Raw genomic sequence first — 21,818 nt, forward strand, 5'->3', positions numbered from 1 at the left:
TAAAGTGCTGTGATAAAATTAATATTTGATGAAAAAAAAGTTTCACATTGGCCTTCTGGCTAGAGTTCTAATTGCTATTGCGCTCGGTATCGGGTGCTCATATTTCTTCCCAATCTGGGCTACAAAAGTATTTGTCACTTTCAACGGGCTGTTTGGAAATTTTTTAAGTTTTACAATTCCCTTGATAATCCTGGGACTAGTTGCACCGGGTATTGCCGATTTGGGAAAAGGGGCGGGGAAGCTTCTTCTGATAACTGTTGCAATAGCCTACGGTTCAACACTTTTCTCCGGGTATTTCTCCTATTTTATTTGCCGCTGGTCATATCCGCTTGTGCTTGTAAAAGATCCAAACTTTACGCAGATTGCCACCACATCTCCAAATTCAATTTCTCCATTTTTCACAATAGATATGCCTCCTGTGTTTGGAGTCATGAGCGCTTTAATTTTGGCGTTTATTCTTGGACTTGGGGCCTCAATTATTAACGGCAATGCTCTTACAAATGTGCTGAGAGATTTTAAAGATATTGTTGACTGGCTGATAAAGAAGGCAATAATACCTCTGCTTCCTCTTTTCATCTTTGGTATTTTTCTTAAGATGGGAGTTGAAGGACAAGTCAGTACAATTTTGAAACTTTTCTTAAAGGTCATCATAATAATATTTATTATGCACATCGCTCTGCTGCTTATACAGTTTAGCGTTGCGGGTGCAATTGCGCGCAAGAATCCTCTAAAAGCCTTGCTGACAATGCTTCCGGCTTATTTTACTGCCCTTGGAACTCAATCTTCTGCAGCAACAATTCCGGTCACCTTGGCTCAAACTAAAAAGAATGGCGTTGACCCTGACCTTGCCGCATTTACTGTTCCATTGTGCGCAACAATACATTTGGCAGGCAGCACCTTAAAAATAACAGCATGTGCCTACGCAATTATGTGGATGCTTGGAATGTCCACTGACATAGGACTTTTCACAGGTTTCATATTCTTGCTTGGAATTACCATGGTCGCTGCTCCCGGAGTGCCGGGCGGTGCAATTATGGCTGCGCTTGGGGTTCTTTCCAGCGTGCTGGGATTTGATGCCACTTTGCAGGCTTTAATGATTGCCCTTTATATCACGATGGATTCCTTTGGAACTGCCTGCAATGTTACCGGCGACGGTGCTATTGCATTGGTAGTTAACAGAATCTACAAAGGAGGAAAACCGAAGCCTGTTGCCGAGTAAATTTTATTTAAGTCTTTTCCTAAATGACTTAAATGTTAAAAAAAAGGCGCCATATAATGGCGTCTTTTTTTACGTATTGTGTTAAACAATTATTCTCAACTATTTTGCAAATGCAATGCTTCTGGTTTCACGAATTACCGTGATTTTAACCTGTCCGGGATAAGTCATTTCATTCTGAATTTTCTTTGCAATTTCTGCAGACAAATTCTCTGCATCTTTATCAGATACTTGCTCGCTGCCAACTATTACGCGCAGCTCGCGGCCTGCCTGAATTGCGTAAGTTTTTGTAACGCCTGGATAAGATAACGCAATGTCCTCCATATCTTTAAGACGTTTAATGTAAGACTCTATAACCTCTCTTCTGGCACCTGGTCTTGCACCTGATATCGCATCGGCGACCATTACAAGAGGGGATATAAGAGATGTCATCTCTATCTCCTCATGGTGAGCTCCAATTGCATTGCAAATCTCTGGTTTCTCTTTGTATTGCTCTGCAAGTTTCTTTCCAAGCAAAGCGTGCGGAAGCTCCGGATCTTCTTCAGAAACCTTTCCTATATCATGCAGCAAACCGGCGCGCTTGGCAACTTTCGGATTTAAGTCAAGCTCAGAAGCCATTGTTGCACAAATATTTGCAACCTCGCGTGAGTGCTGCAGCAAATTCTGTCCGTAAGAAGAACGATATTTCATTCTCCCGACAAGTTTTACAAGTTCTATGTTAAGTCCGTGAATACCAAGGTCTATGCAGGTTCTCTTTCCTGTCTCCAAAATCTCATCTTCCAGCTGTTTCTGCACTTTTGCAACCACCTCTTCAATTCTTGCAGGGTGTATTCTTCCGTCTGCAACAAGCTGATGCAGAGCAAGTCTTGCAACCTCTCTTCTTACCGGGTCAAATGCTGAAAGCAGAATTGCCTCCGGAGTATCATCTACAACAATTTCAACTCCCGTGGCAGCTTCCAAGGCGCGGATATTTCTACCCTCACGTCCTATGATTCTGCCTTTGATTTCATCATTATCAATATTGAAAACCGTAACTGCATTTTCAATTGCAGTCTCCGGCGCTGTACGCTGTATTGTGTTGATAACAATTCTCTTAGCCTCTTTGGAAGCATTGAGCCTTGCTTCATCCATTACATCATTTATGTATGCAAGAGCCTCTGTTTTGGCCTCCGCCTTCATAGATTCAACAAGCTGTTTCTTTGCCTCATCTGCAGACATTCCTGCAATGTTTTCCAGCTTTATAATTTCTTGTTGCCTCATTTTTTCAAACTCTTCATTCTTTTTGGCAACAATGTCTGTCTGATTTTTCAGATTATTTCTAATAGCCTCTACATCTCTCTCTTTGCGAGATATCTCATTGGCTTGCAGGCTGATTTGGCTCTCTTTTTGTCTGATTTTATTTTCAGCCTCTTTTAGAGCATTATTCTTAGAATTGATATATTGCTCGTGTTCAGATTTTAACTGAAGAAATTTCTCCTTTGCCTGGAAAATTTTCTCTTTCTTAATATTCTCACCCTCTTTTTCTGCATCCGCCAGAATCTTGGATTTTTTGTTCTTAAGTACTATTGGCCTTATGATGATAAAACTGATCAGGAATCCTATGATAGCTGCTCCCAGCAACAGAAGGGAAAGAGTTAAAATGTCAATTTGTTCCATGTATTATATATTGTTTTAAGTTGCAATTGCCGCTTAAAAACAATAAAATGCAGAATCCACCGGAGAAAAGAGCAAAGAAAAAAAGCCGTCAAGCAAAGCTGTTTTATGAAAAATCTTAAATATAATTAAGATTTGAGCTCCGGTTAAGACTTTGACTTCCAACGTCCCGCAAGCGGAATCCCCCGAAGGGTAACCCAGGCCTGTCATTATCTGCCGAGTGGCTCGGTAACATTAAATAACTTGTTGATTTTCGCAAAGAGCGGAGCCTGACGGCTAACTTATTAATCTTATTTGCGCAAGAATCTAATTCTTCTTTATGTAAGAATCCAGCTGAGAGTTCATTTCCCTTAAAGCATAGAGCGTCTCTTCTGATTCGCTCTCTTTTCTTAAAAGTTCCATGACTGTTTTTATAAGGACAACAATTATGCTATCTGCTCTATAATTTATGTCCGACTCATTGCTCTCTTTCTTGTGATTCTTGCGGAAAGTATTAATCTCGTCATTAATAAGCTTCTCAGCTTTTACCCATAAGTCTACTTCACCCGGCGTAACACTATAACCAAAAGGTCTGCCATCTACAGTAATCTTAACATATGTCTTATTCTTGGTTAATGCCATAATCTGATTCGTTAATCGTTCAGAAGTGAAATACACTTATCTATTTCCTTGATAATCTTCCCAATCCTTGCTTTTGCCTGTTTATCTCCGCTGGAGGTATTCAGGAAAGCTTGTTCAAGCTCAATGTGCTCTAGTTTTTTCTCTTGTTCTGCAATTTTGTTTTTAGCGTTTTGTAATTCCTTTTTTGTGCGGTTAAGGTCGGCTAGATACGCGTCCCTGTTGACGGCAGCATCTTCATACTTAGTAATAAGCTCAGCTATAAGCTTCTGAAGAGTTTCTATCGTCTTGTAAGTATCGTTTCTCATTGCCTTCCTTTACCGCAAGCAAAGTTAGGAAATTTTTTAACGCGCAGGACTACACTTTGTTAATTATCTTCACTTTCTCCATACCCACTCTCACAGCCTGCTCATTCATCGGAAGCATTTTGTGGCTTCTTTCAGGCAGAGAATGTTTAAGGCCAAGCATAACATTTTCCAAAGTAACAATAGGCTTTATCTTAAGGAATGCTCCAAGAACCAGCATGTTAAAGAGTTTTGTATTGCCCATTTTTGCGCTCTCGTCGGCAGCTTCTATAGAGCATACGGTAATATCTTTTCTGCTTGGAACTCTTGTAATTCCGTTAGGATCATAAAGCAGCAATCCGCCAGGCTTAACAGTAGGCTCAAATTTATCCATTGACTGCTGGTTAAGAATGATGGCGTTATCATATCTGCTCAAAATAGGGGAGCTGATTTTTTTGTCGCTCAAAATGACTGTTACATTGGCTGTTCCGCCTCTCATTTCTGGTCCGTAAGATGGCATCCATGTAACCTCCATATCTTGCATAATTCCGGAATACGCTAATATTTTGCCCATTGACAGAACGCCTTGTCCGCCAAATCCGGCTATAATTAATTCTTCTTTCATAATAATTTTCTTTTTTATTCGCGACAGGTTCTGTCGTGATTAATATTATTATACATTTTTCAAATCTCCTAGCGGATAGAACGGGTACATGTTCTCTTCCATCCATGCCATGGATTTTACAGGTGATAGCTTCCAGTTTGAGCTGCAAGTACTTACAACTTCTACAAATGAAGCGCCTTTCTTTGCCGCAGAGTTTTCAAATGCTTTTCTGATAGCAGCTTTTGTCTTGCGGACATTGCCCGGAGTGTTGCATGTTTGTCTTGTAACGTAGCATGCTCCGTCAAGTTTGGAAATTAGCTCAGTTATCTTCAAAGGATAGCCGTTAAGTTCTACGCACCTTCCGTAAGGAGTTGTTGCTGTAACTTGTCCAAGCAAAGTTGTAGGGGCCATCTGACCGCCTGTCATTCCGTAAATTGCATTGTTAATAAAGATGACGACAATGTTCTCAGCTCTGTTGCATGCATGAATAATTTCTGCTGCTCCAATAGATGCCAAGTCTCCATCTCCCTGATATGTAAATACATACTTGTCCGGGTTCAATCTCTTAATTGCAGTTGCAAGCGCGGGAGCTCTTCCGTGAGCAGCCTCTGCCCAATCAATATCTATATAATTATATGCGAATACTGCGCAACCTACTGGTGATACTCCAATGGTTTTGTCCTGTATTCCCATATCTTCTATAACCTCTGCAATCAACTTATGTACAATGCCGTGCGGACATCCTGGGCAGTAGTGCATAATATTCTCTGTAAGAACGGGGCACTTTCCGTAAACCTTGTTCTCCGGTTTAATCATATCTTTTATATCCATAATATCTGCGTATTAAAAATTACTTTGTAATTACTTTTTCCAGATTATCTACAATTTCCTCCGGATTAGGAACCATTCCGCCCATTCTTCCGTAGAAATAGACAGGCTTTCTGCCGTTGACAACCAGGCGAATATCTTCTACCATTTGCCCTGCGCTCAACTCAACTGAAATAATATCTTTCATCTGAGGAACAAGAGCATCAAGCTGTTTTTCAGGGAAAGGCCACAATGTGATAGGTCTCATAAGACCAAGTTTAATTCCTCTCTCTCTTGCAAGTTCAACAGCATTTTCTCCAATTCTGCTTAGAGAACCAAATGCTACCAGCAGATGTTCTGCATCTTCCGTCTTGTATGTAGTGCACAAAGATTCTTTGGCCTCAATCTCTCTGTACTTCTTCTGAAGTTTGATGTTAAACGCTTCTTGTACAGGCGATTCCAAAGACAAAGATGTCATTACATGTCTCTCTCTGTTCTTCTTTCCTAGAAGAGCCCAGCCGCATCTTTGTTGTATTTCCGCATCGGTCATTCTTGGTTTCATAGGACGGAATTCAACCTTTTCCATCATTTGTCCAACAACTCCGTCTGCAAGGATACATGCAGGATTTCTATATTTAAGAGCAAGCTCAAATGCTTGATCTACATAATCATACATATCCTGAACTGAAGCAGGTGCAAGAACTATAAGATGATAATCTCCGTGTCCGCCGCCCTTTACAGCCTGGAAATAATCAGACTGGCTAGGCTGAATTGTTCCAAGTCCGGGACCACCTCTCATGACGTTTACTACAAGGCAAGGAAGCTCCGTACCTGCCAGATAGCTAAGACCTTCGCACATTAAACTAAAGCCTGGGCTGCTGGTTGATGTCATAGATTTTTTACCTGAGCATGCACCGCCATAAACCATGTTAATAGATGCAACCTCACTCTCTGCCTGAAGCACAACCATTCCTGTGGTTTCCCAAGGTTTTTGCTCCATAAGTGTTTCCATCACCTCGCTCTGCGGGGTAATAGGATATCCAAAGTAACCGTCAACGCCGCTTCTAATTGCGCCATAGGCGATTGCCTCGTTTCCCTTCATCAATATTTTCTCTGCCATAATTAAAATTTTTATCGGTTAATTATTAAATCTTGACTCTGTAAACCGTTATAACAGAGTCTGGACACATTGTTGCGCAGTTTGTACATCCCACGCAGGTGTCCGGGTTAACAAGGGTAACATAATGATAGCCCCTCCCGTTTACTTCCTTAGCAAGTTCAATAGACTTGGTAGGGCAGTTGGCCACGCAAAGTCCGCATCCTTTGCAGCGTTCTTTGTCGGCCACTATTGTACCTTTCATTGCCATATTAGAAATTATTTAATTGTTAATATATATATTGTTTAGTATCTATCTGTTAATCAGCATATCCGGAATAATGCCCAAAACCTCTCGCTATTCCGCTCAAAACATGTTTCCATCTTATGATAATCCCGATAATGCATATAATTCCTATGATAACCAGCCCCTTATATGAGGGGTCCAGTTTGTTCCACCATACTCCGATTTTTGTCTCGTTAAACTTTTTCATTTCCCTCTTTCTCAATTCTTATCTTGACATCAATTGCAGTAAGTCCTCTCTCATTCCCGACAAGCGGGTTAAGGTCCATCTCCATTATTTCCGGAGCAGCCATGCAAAGTGCTGACACTCTCCTTATTGTCTCATTAAACATAACTTGGTTAACTCCCTCCTGGCCTCTGTAACCTTGTATAATAGGGTATCCCTTAAGGGAGCGGATCATCTTATCTGCCTCACCCTCAGATACCGGCGCAAGAGTAGACTTCACATCTTTTATGACTTCCACTAAAATTCCTCCCAATCCGCACATGACCATAGGCCCAAAATTTTTCTCTCTCTTGGCTCCAATAAACACCTCAGTTCCGTACAGCATAGGCTGAATCAGAACACCGCTAACTCCCTCTATATTAGTCATTCTGTCAAATTCGGTTTTTAAAGTATGTTCGTCAGAAATATTTAAGAGACACTCCGTCTATATCTATTTTATTAACCGGTCCTATTACTTTCATCGCGATAGGATATCCAATTTCTATTGCCGCTTTTACAGCCTCTTCTTGCGTAAGAGCGATTTCCTGCCTTGTTCTGTTTATGCCGCTTGCATCCATCAGCTCCTGTACCATAAACGGAGGCATCCATCCGTTCGGGACTCTCTTCTTATGACATCTCTTAATCATCTGTTTATCAATGGCCGGGGATGAACTGTCGCTGATTACACCCTGAGGAGCATTCAGCACATCCGCCAAGGGCCTTCCCAAATACCACTTCATCAATAAAAGTAATACCGCCCTTATTGTGGTACTCCTTTAATGTAAGCATCTGAGTGTTCAGCAGATGGAAATACTGGATATATGGGTTTGGGAGTAGCCTTTATTTTCCTGAACAGCACATTGTAAATCTCCGCGGAATCGCTAAGTCCCGGACAGCCAAAAATAACGACTGTTGCATCTATTTGAGGATCAGCGTCATATTTATCCATTAATCCCGACAGCTGGCCAGCCGTTTTTCCAAACATATAGTCTTCAAAGAAGACTTGTTTAACGTCAATCCCGTTATGCTCAAGGGCATCTGTCAAGCATCACTGCCGGACCGCCGGCCTGGGTAAGTACTGCAATCCTCTTGCCGCTTGGCCTAGGCTTTGATAAAATGCCGGCAATATTCATCATCTCTTCTCTTCCGTAAGCTCTTATAATACCGCATTTTGCAAACAGCGCGCTAACGGCCTTTGTGGGTGATGCAAGCATGCCTGTATGTGAAATTCCAAGAGAAATTTCATCATTGCTGCAGCCTCCTTTAATTGCCACAATGCTTGCCCCTTTCTTGACAAGTGAGCGGGAATGCTTAAGCAATTTTACGGAGTCTGAAATTTTTTCTATATATATCGCAATTACCTTGCGCTCACATGCTTGCGCATCATAATTGTTATCCATCCATTCAATAACATCCTCAATTGAGGTTTGCATAGAGTAGCCAACGGAGATAATATTTGAAACTTTAATTCCATATTTAACTGCCGCTTCAGCAAGGAAAGCTATGGTTGTTCTGGAGGATGAAATGATGTCTATGCCGTCTTTTGCGCAAGTGATAGTGCCTGCAAAAATACTTGAATACCAGGGCGTAACAATTCCGGCCGAGTTGGGCCCGATAACTGAAGCCTCAAACCTTTCCGCTATCTCCGCTACCTCTTTCTCAGCATCTTCACTGCTGTAATTCCTTCTTGTGAGATAGCACCTGAAAAAATGATTATTGCTCCTGCACTCCTTTTTGCCGCATAACGTCTCCACCGTTTTTACGCAATTCCCCTCATCTTCAGCTATTATAGCAAGGTCGCTGTCGGGAATATCATTAACAGAAGAGTAAGGTCTTTAGCCCCTGCACGTTCTGCTCATTTTTGCTTACGGCATATATGTCTCCTTGGAAATTATTGATAATAAGGCTTTTCAAAGCGCACCGCCACCTGGCCTGGACGGATCATTAGATGCGCCAATCACAGCAATGCTTTTAGGTTTTATCAACTGTTCGGTTATCATATCAGCTCTTGCCTTTTATCAATTGAGCCATAAAAATATGAAAATTGTTATAGAAAAGCAAGATTTTTGCTTAAAAATAAATAGAAATAATTGATATTAACTATTAATTTAAAATGATAAAAACGGTGCAAATGCTTATTAATGATAATTATAAATAAGGTGCTTTGTTAGGCTTATTTTATTATTTTTGTACGCAACATGAATAAGATTTTAATAAGAAATATATATCACAACGGTATCCGGAAGGATATTCTGATAGAAGGCAATAAAATTGCCGCTATTGTTGATGCAGCTCCTGCGGCCTGCAGCGATGAGAAAGTGATTGAGTCCATGAGCGATTCAATTGAGAACAGCGGCCAGCTGAAGGTGATTGACGGAAAAGGCAAGGCAATTATTCCGGGTTTTGCAAATATGCATACCCACGCAGCTATGACATTGATGCGCGGAACTCAAGAAGATGTTAATCTAAAGCATTGGTTGAAAGCTATTTGGAAGCAGGAGAAAAAGCTTGATGATGAACTTGTTTACTGGGGAACAAAGCTGGCTTGCGTGGAGATGATAAAAACAGGTACAACATGCTATAATGACCAATATTGGAGACCGGATTCTGCGGTGAAGGCTGCATCAGATATAGGGCTAAGAAGCTGGCACTCTTATGTTTTCCTGGATGCTTTTAATAAAAAGAAGGCGGCTCTCCAGAGAGATGAGTGTCAGGCAATGTTTGAGGAGGCAAAAAAATGGAAACCAATTACAAGATTTACGGTTTCCGTACATGCTCCGTATACTGTTAGCGCTGAGAATATTAAATGGGCAAGCGAATTTGCAAGAAATAATAATTTAATTCTTCACATTCATATTGCTGAGACCGGCCAGGAGAGGCTTGATAGTTTAAGAAAGCATCATTGCAATCCTGTTGAATATCTGGATAAGATGGGTATTTTTGGCCCTAACATAGTTGCCGCTCATTGCGTTTGGATTGATGAGGAAGGAATTGCGACGCTTGGAAGAAACAAAGTTAACGTTGTGCACAACATTAATTCAAATCTGAAACTTGCGTCAGGCTACAAGTTTAAATTTAAGGAGCTTGCAGATGCAGGAGCAAATGTTTGCATCGGCACCGACGGTTGCGCATCATCAAATAACCTTGATATGCTGGAGGCTGTAAAGACATCGGCTCTTGTTCAGAAGGCATGGAGAAAAGATCCTATGGCAATTCCTTTGAGCCAGCTGTTCAAGTCAGCTACGTTAAACGGATATAAGGCGCTTGGGCTTAACGGCGGCCTTATAAGTGTTGGGGCGCTTGCAGATGTTTGCCTTATAGACATTGATAATTATGCATTTACGCCAAATGTGAATTTCCTGGCAAACCTTATTTATTCTGCACATTCAGATTGCGTAGATACTGTAATTTGCGATGGTAAAATTTTAATGCAGAATAGAAAAATCAGAGGTGAGGAGAATATTTTGAATGAGGTGAGAAGACTTTATAAGAAGATTTTGTTGTAGCTCATTTTTAAGAAATTAAAGAAAATTATATAAAAATATATTATGGACCAAAGAGAAGAAAGAATCTATAAGGCGGCCGATTTTATAAAAAATAAGATTGGAAATCGCAAGCCGCTTGCAGGAATCATTCTTGGGAGCGGACTTGGAAATCTTGCAGATAAGATTGAAAATCCGATAGTTATCCCATACAAAGAGATTCCGGAGTTTCCCGTTTCTACAGCTGTAGGACATAAAGGAAATTTGATTATCGGGACATTGGGCGGAAAGTGCGTTATTACAATGCAAGGCCGTTTCCATTATTATGAAGGCTACACAATGGATCAGGTTACCATAGGGGTAAGGGTGATGAAAGTGCTGGGTGTTAAATACCTATTTGTTTCCTGTGCATGCGGAGGACTTAATACTTCATTTAAAGTTGGAGACATTATGGCAATTAAAGACCATATTAATTTCTTGCCAAATCCTTTGATTGGAAAAAATATGGACAGCTTTGGAGTAAGGTTCCCCGATATGTCTCATCCTTATGATAGTGAGCTTATTAAGAAAGGTCATGAGATTGCCGGAGAGAATGGATTTGATTTGAAAGAGGGCGTGTACGTTGCAGGAACAGGACCATCTTACGAGACTAAGGCAGAATATAAATTCTTTAAATTCATTGGTGGTGATGCAGTTGCAATGTCAACTATACCTGAAGTTATTGTAGCCCGCCATTGTGATATAAAGGTCTTTGGAGTTTCCGTTATTACAAATGCTGCTCATGATACAGAAAATGAGGATTTTGTAAATGACGAGCAGGAAGTAATTAAAGCGGCCGATACTGCCGTTGATAAAATGACGGCTTTGTTTACCGGTTTAATTGCTTATATCTGAAATGATTAATAACGTTATATTTGATTGCGGAGGCGTAATTGTAACTCTCAACAGAGATAACTGCTTAAATGCATTTTCAAAAATTTTGGGTTTTCCCGATTTTGGAAAATATCTTTCCGACTATGCTCAAAAAGGTTTTTTTGCGCAGTTTGAAAACGGAGATTTAAAGTCTTCCGAATTCAGGCAGATTGTTAGGCAACATTCTACTATACAAGAACTTACAGATGAGGAGATTGACTATGCAATTGGCTGCTTCCTTACAGGAGTACAGGAGAGCAAAGTCAAATATTTGCTTAAGTTGAAAAAGAAGTATGACCTCTATTTGCTGAGCAATATTAATCCTATTGCATGGAAACGCTCTAAAAAACTTTTTAGAGAATCTTGCGGTTTGAGAATGAGCGACGTTTTTAGAAAGAGGTTCTTGTCTTATCGCATGAATTTATCCAAGCCAGGCGAGGCAATATTTAATGAAGTGATAAGAGAGAGCGGAATAATACCCGGCGAATCTTTGTTTATAGATGACGGAGAGGCTAATATAGAAACTGCTAAGAAGCTGGGATTTAAATGTTTGCTTTATGATGTCAATAAAGATATGGAGACGCAGATTCAACCGGTTCTGGATGCCGAAATCTCCGATGTTCCAAAGGTCTGATAAGGAGAATTCTAAATGATTAAATTCATAAGTCTTGCAAGCGGAAGCAGCGGCAATTGCTATTATTTTACAAATGGAAGCGTTAGCTTTATGATTGATGCCGGCGTTGGTCCAAGGTCTGCAAAAAAAACTTTGGAGGAGCATTCTCTCTCTCTGCAAGATGTTGATTTCATCCTTGTTACCCATGATCATATAGATCATATAAAGGCGCTTGGAATAATTGCAGAAAAATATAATAAGCCGGTATATGCTACAAAAATTCTGAAAAATTCATTTGAGTTTCACAGCTGTACGCGCGGAAGGCTTAACGGGAGGGTGAATGAAATTCAAATTTTAAAAACGACAGAAGTAGACGGGGTAAAATTTACTCCTTTCCCTGTGCCTCATGATGCATCTGAAACTGTTGGATATTATATAGAATTTGACGGGAAGAAAATCACTTTAGTTACGGATTGCGGCTCTGTAAATGAGAATGTTATAAAATATTCTGAAAAAGCGGACACTCTGATTTTTGAGACAAATTATGACGAGAAAATGCTGGCGGAAGGTTCATACCCGAAAGATTTGCAAGAGAGGATAAGTAGTCCCGATACGGGGCATTTGAGCAACAGAGATGCTGCCAAAGCTTTGCAGAAAATCTACATGGAGAAAGAGGGCGCCATAGACCATATTTTTCTTTGCCATTTATCCGATAATAATAATACTCCTGAACTTGCGCGCTGCTGTGTATCAAAAGCGCTGGATGAGATTGGCGTAAAAAAAGAGAGCGTGGTGTTGGATTGTTTAATCCGCGGCCACGCCTCAAAATTATATTCTTTATAACTATCTTTATTCCCGATAGTTACAGACTTGCATTATAGTTTAGGACCAGCCTCAACTAAGGCCTTGCCTGCAGGGTTGTAAGTGAACTTTGTAAAGTTCTTAATGAATCTTCCTGCCAAATCCAGAGCCTTAACTTCCCACTGTTGAGCGTTTGCATAAGTATCTCTAGGGTCTAGGATATTTGTTGCAACTCCAGGAAGTTCTGTCGGGATTCTGAAATTAAAATAAGGAAGAACCTTTGTAGGTGCCTTATCTATAGAACCGTCCAAGATTGCATTGATAATGCCTCTTGTGTCTTTTATAGAGATTCTCTTTCCTGTTCCGTTCCATCCCGTGTTTACAAGATATGCCTTTGCGCCGCTCTGTTTCATTCTCTTAACAAGCTCCTCTCCGTATTTAGTAGGATGCAATGAAAGGAATGCTGCGCCAAAACATGCTGAGAATGTAGGGGTTGGCTCTGTTATGCCGCGCTCTGTTCCTGCAAGTTTTGCAGTAAAGCCGCTCAAGAAATAATACTTAGTCTGCTCAGGGTCAAGAATAGAAACCGGAGGAAGAACACCGAATGCATCAGCTGAAAGGAAGATAACTTTCTTAGCAGCAGGGGCTTTGGAGATTGGTTTTACAATATTCTTGATGTGATAAATAGGGTAGGAAACTCTTGTGTTCTCCGTAACGCTCTTATCCGCAAAGTCAATCTTGCCGTTCTTATCTACTGTAACGTTCTCAAGCAGAGCGTCTCTCTTAATTGCATTATAAATATCAGGCTCAGCCTCCTTATCCAGATTGATAACTTTTGCATAGCAGCCGCCCTCAAAGTTAAATACTCCGTCGTTGTCCCAGCCGTGCTCATCATCACCAATCAAAGCTCTGTTAGGATCCGTAGAAAGAGTTGTCTTTCCTGTGCCGCTTAGTCCAAAGAATATCGCAGTCTCACCTTTATCATTAGTATTAGCAGAGCAGTGCATTGCTGCAATTCCCTGTAGAGGAAGAAGATAGTTCATATAAGAGAACAAACCTTTCTTCATCTCGCCGCCATACCATGTATTAAGGATAATCTCCATTTTCTCAGTGATGTTGAATACAACAGCAGTCTCTGAATTCAAACCAAGTTCCTTATAGTTCTCAACCTTTGCCTTGGATGCGTTAAGTACTACAAAATCAGGCTCTCCGTAATTTTTAAGTTCTTCTTCAGTTGGACGGATGAACATGTTCTTTACAAAGTGTGCCTGCCATGCAACTTCCATAATAAATCTAACTTTTATTCTGGTGTTCTTATTAGCTCCGCAGTAAGTATCCATTACATATAACTTCTTGGCGGACAGCTCTTTTCTGGCAAGATCCTTAAGAACGCCCCATGTCTTCTCAGAAGCGGGTTTGTTGTCATTCTTGTATTCATCTGAAGTCCACCAGATTGTATTCTTTGACTTCTCATCCATTACCCAGAACTTATCCTTAGGAGAACGTCCTGTGTAGATTCCCGTCATTACATTAACTGCTCCAAGCTCAGTTAGTTGTCCTTTGTCATAACCGGTAAGTCCCGGCTGCATTTCCTCTTTGTACAGTGTCTCGTATGAAGGATTGTAAAGAACCTCTTTGACATCCTTGATACCGTACTTGCTTAAATCAATATTTGCCATAACCTTATAAGATTAATTAATAATTTCTATGCTGTTTCCGTGAGGAAATATGAGGTAAAATCCCCTCCCGGATTCGCGCGCAAATATACAACTTTAATGCCTATTTCCTAAAAATCGGCATTTGTTGTAGGAACCTTTTGCTAAATTTGCAAACAGGTTGCATTGTGTTGTATTTTTATAGTCGCGACAGGTTTTTTCTGGAGTTATTATATGCTTAATATAGAGATACTTAAAAGGTACTGGGGGTATGAGAGTTTTAGGCCGCAGCAAGAGGAGATAATTAAATCCATAGAGAGCGGAACTGATACTCTTGTACTTATGCCAACCGGCGGAGGCAAGTCATTATGTTTCCAGCTGCCGGCCATGGCAAAAGATGGATTATGCCTTGTAATATCTCCATTAATTGCGTTGATAAAAGACCAGGTACAGGCCCTTAATGATAGAGGAATCCCGGCCATTGCGGTTTACTCCGGAATGAGCATGCACTCAATTGATGTTGCTCTTGATAACGCTATTTACGGAGATTATAAATTTCTTTACGTATCTCCGGAACGTCTTCAAACAGAGATATTTCAGGCACGCGTCACAAAAATGAACATCAATTATTTGGTGGTTGATGAGGCGCACTGTATTTCTCAATGGGGGTATGATTTCCGTCCTGCATACCTGAAAATCAGAGAGATAAAAGATTTGATAGGGAATGTCCCTACAATTGCGCTTACTGCAACGGCAACAAAAGAGGTTGCGGAGGATATAATGACACAGCTGGATTTCCATGGAAGAAACGTAATATCAACAGGTTTCCAACGTAAAAACCTTGCGTATATTGTTAGGGAGACTGATGACAAGTACGGAACAATGCTAAGGATATGCAAAGGTATTACGGAGGATTATTTGAGACAAAATAGTTCAAATAGCGCCGATGGTAATGCTGCCGGAACCGTTACAAGTCCCTCCGAAGTGTCGGGAATTATATACTGTCGGGAGAGAAAAAAATGTGTTGAAATTGCAGATTTCCTGGTTTCCGGTGGTATTTCGGCAGAATATTATCATGCGGGGCTGGGAAAAGAGACCAGGTCAGAGAGGCAAGATAATTGGAAACGCGGCAAGACTCAAGTTATTGTGGCGACCAATGCTTTTGGCATGGGAATAGATAAGGCAAATGTGAGATTTGTAGTGCATTATGATATGCCGGATTCCGTAGAGGCATATTTTCAAGAGGCAGGAAGAGCGGGAAGAGATGGTCTAAAGGCTTGGGCTGTACTGCTTTGGAACAAAAGCGATGTTAGCCGTTTAAGACAAATACATAATATTTCTTTCCCTTCCTTGGACTACATTGCACAGATTTACCAGAATGTATTCGCCTTCCTAAAAATTCCTTATGAAGGCGGGGGGGATTCTGCCAGAAAATTTAAGTTGCAAGACTTTGCAAAAGAGTATAGGCTAAATGCCACAAGTGCTTACTACGCAATCAAATACATTGAACAGGAAGGGTACTGGGAGCTGACGGATGAAATTGATAATCCTCCAAAAATAATGTTTGAGGTGGATAGGGATGAACTTTATAATCTTCAGCTAAAGAGCGAGGTTATGGATACGTTCATTAAATCAGTGATGCGTTTGTATCCCGGATTATTCTCCAAACTTGTTGTAATTGATGAGGCTTACATTGCTAAAGTAACTCATGATACAGAGGCGAATGTGGTTGCAAAACTTAAAGCGCTTTCCAAAAAACATGTGCTGCGCTATATTCCGCAAATAAAGACTCCGCTTATAATATTTAAGAATGAGAGACTTACGGAGAATAATCTCTATATAGACAAGCAAAGATTTGAGCGCCGCAAAGAGCAGCTTAAACGTAGAGTTGACAGTATCATAGAGTATGCAAAGGAGGATGATAAATGCAGGAGCAGATTTCTTATTGAATACTTTTCTCAACCCGTTACATCAGACTGCGGCGTTTGCGATGTCTGTCTTGCCAGGCGCAATGCCCTGCATCCTCTTATGTCAGAAAAAGTTGCAGCTGCTCACATTTTAAAATTCATGAATGAACACAAGGCTCCGGCAACTGTTTCAGATATTCAGCAGCTAGGAGCGGAAGATGAAAAGCTGTACTTGAAAGTCTTAAGGGAAATGATTGATAATGGGCAAATTAGGATTGAGAGCAATAATCTGTTTTTGAGCAATAAGTAGTTTGCACAGAATTTAGAATTTCAGAAGCTCCCGATATAATTTCTGAATAGGGAGACCCATAACATTGTAGAATGACCCGTTGATTTTAAGGATGCCGATGTAGCCAATCCACTCCTGAACGCCATAGGAACCAGCTTTGTCATAAGGTTTGTAATTGTCTACATACCAGTTGATTTCATCATTGTTAATCTCCCCAAACCAAACGTCAGATGTGGCAGAAAAACTTTTCTGATGTTTGCAGTCTCTTATGCATACGCCAGTAACAACTGTGTGCTTGTGGGCGCTTAATTTGCGCAGCATCTTTACTGCGTCTGTTCTGTCCTTTGGCTTGCCGATTTTTTTACCATCCAATACTACAATTGTATCGGCGGTAATAACTATTTCATTTTCTTTTAGCGGACGGGAAAAATGCAGTGATTTTTGCCTGCAGATATATTGCGGTACTCTCTTGACATCCAAATCTTTGGGATAGGTCTCATTGTAGTCTGTAACCTTTCCGATAGTAAAAGGAATTCCAAGACCTCCAAGCAACTCTTTCCTGCGCGGAGATGCTGAAGCAAGAATAACCTTTTTGTCCTTGAGTTTTTCCGCTAAATAATACATTGCAATTTGCTTTACAATAGGCTGGTAATGAGCCTGTCGGGATACTTATTCTTCTGCCGGCCTGCCTTTGTGGTACATCTCCTCAAAGGCCTCATCTCTTTTCTCTCTCCAATCCTTATAATGACTTGGATTAAATTCCCATTTTCCCTGAATTTTAAGCACTTGCTCAACCAAATCTCTTACACAACCCTTGCCTCCTCTATAAAGGGAGACATAATCGCAAACCGCTTTAACCTCTTCAACTGCATCTGCAGGACATACCGCAAGACCGCAAATTTGAAGCACAGGAATATCGGGAAGGTCATCTCCAACGTATGCAACTTCTTCTGGCTTAAGATCATACTTCTTGCAAAATTCCAGGAAAGTGGGGACTTTGTTGCGAGAGCCCATATAAACTTCATTTGCCAATGTTGGCATAAAACGTTTTCTAATAGACTCGCTCTCGCCGCCGGAAATGATGGCTATTTTGTAATCATTCATGAAAGCCATTCTAAGTCCAAAGCCATCCTTTGCATTGTACGTTCTGATTAAATCCCCGTCGGGCAGGCAGATAATGCTGCCGGTGGTAAATACGCCATCTACATCAAATGCAAACCCCTTGATACCCTTAAGCTTAATCTTATAATTCATTAAGATGCCGTTTAAAATTGTGGATTATTCTACGTCCAGCTTGGATAAATCTGCAGAGACATTTTTAAAGCCCTTTAGAATCTCTTCCGGATTAGAATTTTCTATGTAATTATAACGTTCTGTGTTCCAGGATTCTGTCTTGTCCGTAAAAATCTCTGCTGAATCCAGGAAACTTGCGCTGCGCTGTGCGTCAATTACAAGCAGGTAAGACTCAATAATATATGCTGCCATTTCACAAAGTCTGCGAGCCTGGAAATCTATATACTCATCACCCTTGCCGTCAACATCCGCAACAGCTTTTGCGTACTGCTCTGTCATTGCAACAAGCTTTGTTTTAAGCGCTTCCAGCTTTTTCTGTGCTCCGGGACAAGCGGCTTCAACCTCAGCAGAAACTTGTACTGGCTGTGCTTCATACTCTTTAATCATCTCCAGGTATGAACCGTTTGTTACATATCTCTGTGCTGCAACTACTTGAAGCTGAGATGTTCCCTCATATATAGAAGTAATCCTGGCATCTCTGTAAAGTCTCTCCACCGGATACTCTTTCATATAGCCGCTGCCTCCGTGAATTTGAATTGCATCATAAGCGTTCTGATTGCAGAATTCACTGGAAGTCATCTTTAAAAGCGGCGTAAGCATATCTGCGTACTTTGAATATTTCTTATTCTCTTTTCTCTCATCAGGAGTGAATTTTCTGTCGGGAGAAAGAAGAGAGTTCATGGCTTTATATACATCTACGCATCTGGATGTCTCATAAAGAATTGCACGGCTTGCCTGAAGTTTGGCCTTCATTATTCCAAGCATTTCATAAACAGCCGGGAACTCAATAATTTTCTTGCCGTATTGCTCTCTTTCATTAGCATATTTAAGAGCCTCGCGATAGGCTGCTTCTGAAATTCCAACACTCTGAGCGCCAACGCCTAACCTAGCTCCGTTCATCAGAGACATTACATATTTTATAAGTCCCATCTTGCGGTCTCCGATAAGTTTTGCGGGAGCGTTGTGGAATACAAGCTCGCAGGTAGGGGAACCGTGTATGCCAAGCTTATTCTCTATCCTTCTGACATTTACGCCGCCCCATTTCTTATCATATACAAAATATGAAAGGCCGCGCGCATCTGTTGTACCAGCCTCTGAACGGGCAAGAACAAGTTTAATATCTGCGTCGCCATTGGTAATGAAACGTTTAACTCCGTTAAGCGTCCAAGTGTTTTTTGCCTCGTCAAAAGTGGCTTTTAAAGAAACTGCTTGTAAATCAGAACCTGCATCGGGTTCAGTTAAGTCCATTGAGCAGGTCTCTCCATTCTTGATTCTTGGAAGAAATTCATCTTTTATCTCCTGTGATGCAAACTCCCAAATTGTCTCTGCGCAATCCTGTAATCCCCAGATATTTGCAAATCCTGCATCTGCGCGTCCAACAATCTCAGCAGCCATAACATACGGAACCATGGATAGATTCAAGCCGCCATAGCAGCGCGGAAGTGACATTCCGTATACTCCGGCTTTAGTTAATGTGTCATGGTTTACTTTGGTGCCTGCCGCATAAGTCACTCTACCGTCTTTGCATACAGGCCCGTCAATATCAACCTGTTCTGCATTTACGTTAATAGTGTCTCCGCTGATTTGACCAATAATATCCATGACTCTGTCATAAGAATCAATGGTGTCCTCAAAGTTTTTTGGAGCATCATCATACTTTCCAAAATCTTTATATCCGTTCTCTTTAAGTTCAACTATCCTCTTCATTAAAGGATTGGAAAACTGAAACTTAAGGTCTGTATTATCTTTATAAAAATTTGCCATAATGTTTTTCTAATTTATTAGCATTAAATGAATTAAGCTCTCCTAATTATTTGCTGTGTTTCTTGTATGAGGCAATCATTTTAGGAACAACCTCGTTCAAATCTCCAATAATGGAGTAGTCTGCAATTTTATGAATAGGGGCTTCAGGATCAGAATTAACTGCAATTATTATTTTGCTCTGATCCATTCCGGCAGTATGCTGAATTGCGCCGCTAACTCCCAGACATATAATAAGTTTTGGCCTTACTGTAACTCCGGTTTGGCCAATTTGTCTGTCATTATCTGCAAAGCCTGCGTCAACAGCTGCGCGGCTTGCTCCAACCTCAGCGCCTAGAGTTTTTGCCAGGTCAAATACCAGTTTGAAGTTTTCTCTGCTTCCAACGCCATATCCGCCATCAACAATTATCTGAGCACCTTTGATGTTAATTTTTTTCTCTTCAATTTCTCTCTTAATAATCTCCACAGCAAAATCACTGTCAATCAGTATCTTTGCAGTGTCAATTTTATGTACTGTACCATTAACTGGTTTAGCCATGGGCTCTTTCTTCATCACACCTTCACGCACCGTGGCCATCTGAGGTCTGTGTTCCGGATTAACTATGGTGGCAATAATGTTGCCTCCAAAAGCGGGACGAATCTGGTAAAGAAGATTTGTGTATTTTTTTCCGCTTCTATTATCCTCATGGTCGCCAATCTCAAGAGATGTGCAATCTGCTGTAAGTCCGCTCTTTAAAGCGCTGGAAACTCTTGGGGCCAAATCTCTTCCAATACTGGAAGCACCAAACAAAGCTATCTGAGGTTTTTGTTCTTTGAACAACTCTATTGTAATTGCAGCGTAAGGCAAGGTGCGGAAAAATTCCAATCTCGGGTCATCTGCAAGATGAACTACTTTGGCACCGTACTGATATAATTCAGGAACAAGTCCGCTAACATTGCTTCCAATAAGAAGCGCCTCAACATCAACATTTAAACGCTCCGCAAGAGAACGCGCTTTTGTTAAAAGCTCCAAGCTGACATCGCAAAGCTTTCCGCCGTCAGTTTCTATAAATACTATTATATTATTCATACTCAATAATTCTCTTAATTAATAAACGTGTTAAACATTAACCAATTTCATGATTGGCCATTAGTTCTGAAATCAGCGAGTCCACATCTGCGTCAGAGCCTGTAAGCTTCTTTGCCTCTTTTGCCTTAAACACAATGTTTTCCACCTTTTTAACTTTTGTAGGAGAACCTGCAAATCCGTAGCTGCTTTCATCTCCGCCCACGTCATCTACAGTCCATTCCTGAATTCTCAAATATGGTTTTTCATCTGTGGAAAGAAGGTATTTGCCTGCATTAGCAGCATCTTGCTCTTCATGTATTGTCCTGGAATACTTGTATTTAAGAACACATTTTGCATTTCTGGGACGGCAAGGGGCCGCAGTTGCATGAACTGTTATTAAACAAGGAAGAGGGGAAGTGACAATTTCAATTCCTCTCTCCAGTCTTCTCCTAACAGTTATTTTATTCTCTGCAATATCTGTAATCTCCTCTGCATAAGTAATCTGCGGAATATTCATTTTCTCGGCAACCTGCGGACCAACTTGTGCGGTATCACCATCAATTGCCTGTCTTCCGGAGACAATAATGTCCGGATTCATTTTCTTTACAGCTTGAGAGATTGCGAATGAAGTTGCCAAAGTATCAGCTCCGGCAAATCTTCTGTCAGTTAAAAGTACGCCTCCATCGGCGCCTCTAAAATATCCTTCTCGTATAATTTCCGCAGCGCGGAACGGGCCCATGGTCAGAATCAACACTTTAGAACCTGGGAACTTATCCTTTATTCTAAGCGCCTGCTCTAGGGCGTTCATATCTTCCGGGTTGAAAATCGCCGGAAGAGCCGCTCTGTTTACAGTTCCTTCCGGTGTCATTGCATCTTTGCCAACATTCCTAGTATCAGGAACTTGCTTGGCCAGTACAACAATCTTAAATTCTTTGCTCATCTATAATAATATTTTTATGATTTTACATTAGGGTTGTTAAAACCTGTCGGGATATTAGGCACTCCCGGCTCGGCATCGTGCAGCTGTATCGCTCCAAATTTAGACTCATATTTTCCAATGTTCTCTCCAAGTGCATGATACAAGCGCTTGATATTCTCCGGAGTCATTATAATTCTGTCGCTTACAATAGCCTTAGGTATGCCCGGCAACATCTTTACAAAATCTATTATGAACTCGTTGGACGAGTGGGTAATAATAGACAAATTTGAGTATGAGCCTTTTGCCACTTCCGGGCTAAGCTCAATGTTTAGTTTATTATCATTCTCCATA

At 40.9% G+C, this 21,818-nt stretch carries 24 protein-coding genes and 1 pseudogene; 7 read left to right on the forward strand and 18 right to left on the reverse strand.

Annotated features, from left to right (window positions below; genetic code table 11):
* The first annotated feature begins 28 nt into the window (after window positions 1–28).
* A complete protein-coding gene (locus tag LKM37_07710) occupies window positions 29–1,219 on the forward strand; it encodes a dicarboxylate/amino acid:cation symporter (protein MCI1720871.1) in 1,191 nt (396 codons plus the stop codon).
* A gap of 99 nt (window positions 1,220–1,318) precedes the next feature.
* Here LKM37_07710 and rny read toward each other — a convergent pair whose 3' ends face one another.
* The 11 genes and pseudogenes from rny to LKM37_07765 all read right to left on the reverse strand — a co-directional run bounded on the left by rny (window position 1,319) and on the right by LKM37_07765 (window position 8,541).
* Window positions 1,319–2,872, reverse strand: a complete 1,554-nt coding sequence (rny, locus tag LKM37_07715; GenBank protein ID MCI1720872.1) for a ribonuclease Y — start codon at window positions 2,870–2,872, stop codon at window positions 1,319–1,321.
* A 303-nt stretch (window positions 2,873–3,175) separates the two neighbouring features.
* Window positions 3,176–3,490, reverse strand: coding sequence for a hypothetical protein (locus LKM37_07720; protein MCI1720873.1), 315 nt, complete (start codon window positions 3,488–3,490; stop codon window positions 3,176–3,178).
* A gap of 11 nt (window positions 3,491–3,501) precedes the next feature.
* Window positions 3,502–3,795, reverse strand: a complete 294-nt coding sequence (locus LKM37_07725; GenBank protein MCI1720874.1) for a hypothetical protein — start codon at window positions 3,793–3,795, stop codon at window positions 3,502–3,504.
* 49 nt (window positions 3,796–3,844) lie between these two features.
* Window positions 3,845–4,396: a 2-oxoacid:acceptor oxidoreductase family protein gene (locus tag LKM37_07730; protein ID MCI1720875.1), complete on the reverse strand. Its 552-nt coding sequence runs from the start codon at window positions 4,394–4,396 to the stop codon at window positions 3,845–3,847.
* Window positions 4,397–4,444: 48 nt separating this feature from the next.
* The gene (locus tag LKM37_07735) at window positions 4,445–5,206 is read right to left on the reverse strand and encodes a thiamine pyrophosphate-dependent enzyme (protein ID MCI1720876.1); all 762 of its coding nucleotides are present in this window, start codon (window positions 5,204–5,206) and stop codon (window positions 4,445–4,447) included.
* Between the two features lie 19 nt (window positions 5,207–5,225).
* Window positions 5,226–6,302, reverse strand: a complete 1,077-nt coding sequence (locus LKM37_07740; GenBank protein MCI1720877.1) for a 3-methyl-2-oxobutanoate dehydrogenase subunit VorB — start codon at window positions 6,300–6,302, stop codon at window positions 5,226–5,228.
* Between the two features lie 25 nt (window positions 6,303–6,327).
* Window positions 6,328–6,549: a 4Fe-4S dicluster domain-containing protein gene (locus tag LKM37_07745; protein ID MCI1720878.1), complete on the reverse strand. Its 222-nt coding sequence runs from the start codon at window positions 6,547–6,549 to the stop codon at window positions 6,328–6,330.
* A gap of 49 nt (window positions 6,550–6,598) precedes the next feature.
* Window positions 6,599–6,772, reverse strand: a complete 174-nt coding sequence (locus LKM37_07750; GenBank protein ID MCI1720879.1) for a hypothetical protein — start codon at window positions 6,770–6,772, stop codon at window positions 6,599–6,601.
* Window positions 6,759–7,365, reverse strand: a pseudogene (locus LKM37_07755) (acetate--CoA ligase family protein). The gene LKM37_07750 and the pseudogene LKM37_07755 overlap by 14 nt, the downstream one beginning before the upstream one ends.
* A 182-nt stretch (window positions 7,366–7,547) precedes the next feature.
* Complete coding sequence (locus LKM37_07760; protein MCI1720880.1) at window positions 7,548–7,832, reverse strand: hypothetical protein; 285 nt, start codon at window positions 7,830–7,832, stop codon at window positions 7,548–7,550.
* Window positions 7,816–8,541, reverse strand: coding sequence for a hypothetical protein (locus LKM37_07765; protein ID MCI1720881.1), 726 nt, complete (start codon window positions 8,539–8,541; stop codon window positions 7,816–7,818). Before LKM37_07765 ends, LKM37_07760 begins: the two co-directional genes overlap by 17 nt.
* Before the next feature lie 130 nt (window positions 8,542–8,671).
* Here LKM37_07765 and LKM37_07770 point away from each other — a divergent pair, with 130 nt between their 5' ends.
* From LKM37_07770 to LKM37_07790, 5 genes are all read left to right on the forward strand, one after another.
* A complete protein-coding gene (locus LKM37_07770; GenBank protein ID MCI1720882.1) occupies window positions 8,672–8,881 on the forward strand; it encodes a hypothetical protein in 210 nt (69 codons plus the stop codon).
* 104 nt (window positions 8,882–8,985) lie between these two features.
* Complete coding sequence (locus LKM37_07775) at window positions 8,986–10,293, forward strand: amidohydrolase (protein MCI1720883.1); 1,308 nt, start codon at window positions 8,986–8,988, stop codon at window positions 10,291–10,293.
* A 42-nt stretch (window positions 10,294–10,335) separates the two neighbouring features.
* Window positions 10,336–11,163, forward strand: a complete 828-nt coding sequence (locus LKM37_07780; GenBank protein ID MCI1720884.1) for a purine-nucleoside phosphorylase — start codon at window positions 10,336–10,338, stop codon at window positions 11,161–11,163.
* A 1-nt stretch (window position 11,164) separates the two neighbouring features.
* Entirely contained in the window at window positions 11,165–11,815 is a 651-nt protein-coding gene (locus tag LKM37_07785; GenBank protein MCI1720885.1) for an HAD-IA family hydrolase, read from the forward strand.
* Window positions 11,816–11,830: 15 nt separating this feature from the next.
* Window positions 11,831–12,637: an MBL fold metallo-hydrolase gene (locus LKM37_07790; GenBank protein MCI1720886.1), complete on the forward strand. Its 807-nt coding sequence runs from the start codon at window positions 11,831–11,833 to the stop codon at window positions 12,635–12,637.
* Window positions 12,638–12,669: 32 nt separating this feature from the next.
* Here the strand turns inward: LKM37_07790 and pckA are convergent, their stop codons facing one another.
* Window positions 12,670–14,274: a phosphoenolpyruvate carboxykinase (ATP) gene (pckA, locus tag LKM37_07795; GenBank protein ID MCI1720887.1), complete on the reverse strand. Its 1,605-nt coding sequence runs from the start codon at window positions 14,272–14,274 to the stop codon at window positions 12,670–12,672.
* Window positions 14,275–14,484: 210 nt separating this feature from the next.
* On the opposite strand from pckA, the gene LKM37_07800 reads away from it, so the two are divergent.
* On the forward strand, window positions 14,485–16,467 hold the full coding sequence (locus tag LKM37_07800; protein MCI1720888.1) for a RecQ family ATP-dependent DNA helicase: 1,983 nt from the start codon (window positions 14,485–14,487) through the stop codon (window positions 16,465–16,467).
* 12 nt (window positions 16,468–16,479) lie between these two features.
* Here the strand turns inward: LKM37_07800 and LKM37_07805 are convergent, their stop codons facing one another.
* Genes LKM37_07805 through LKM37_07830 form a run of 6 tightly spaced genes read right to left on the reverse strand, consistent with a single transcriptional unit; the run spans window position 16,480 to window position 21,817 of the window.
* Window positions 16,480–17,070: a Maf family nucleotide pyrophosphatase gene (locus tag LKM37_07805; GenBank protein ID MCI1720889.1), complete on the reverse strand. Its 591-nt coding sequence runs from the start codon at window positions 17,068–17,070 to the stop codon at window positions 16,480–16,482.
* 45 nt (window positions 17,071–17,115) lie between these two features.
* Window positions 17,116–17,700, reverse strand: a complete 585-nt coding sequence (locus tag LKM37_07810; protein MCI1720890.1) for an HAD hydrolase family protein — start codon at window positions 17,698–17,700, stop codon at window positions 17,116–17,118.
* Window positions 17,701–17,724: 24 nt separating this feature from the next.
* The gene (locus LKM37_07815) at window positions 17,725–19,503 is read right to left on the reverse strand and encodes an acyl-CoA dehydrogenase family protein (protein ID MCI1720891.1); all 1,779 of its coding nucleotides are present in this window, start codon (window positions 19,501–19,503) and stop codon (window positions 17,725–17,727) included.
* Between the two features lie 46 nt (window positions 19,504–19,549).
* Window positions 19,550–20,569 carry an electron transfer flavoprotein subunit alpha/FixB family protein gene (locus LKM37_07820; GenBank protein ID MCI1720892.1) on the reverse strand — a complete coding sequence of 340 codons (1,020 nt, stop codon included), beginning with the start codon at window positions 20,567–20,569 and terminating at the stop codon, window positions 19,550–19,552.
* A gap of 37 nt (window positions 20,570–20,606) precedes the next feature.
* Window positions 20,607–21,488: an electron transfer flavoprotein subunit beta/FixA family protein gene (locus tag LKM37_07825; GenBank protein MCI1720893.1), complete on the reverse strand. Its 882-nt coding sequence runs from the start codon at window positions 21,486–21,488 to the stop codon at window positions 20,607–20,609.
* Between the two features lie 14 nt (window positions 21,489–21,502).
* A complete protein-coding gene (locus LKM37_07830) occupies window positions 21,503–21,817 on the reverse strand; it encodes a DUF3467 domain-containing protein (protein ID MCI1720894.1) in 315 nt (104 codons plus the stop codon).
* Window position 21,818: the final 1 nt, after the last annotated feature.

It is taken from the genome of Bacteroidales bacterium (assembly GCA_022647615.1).
Taxonomy (GTDB): Bacteria; Bacteroidota; Bacteroidia; order Bacteroidales; family UBA932; genus Egerieousia.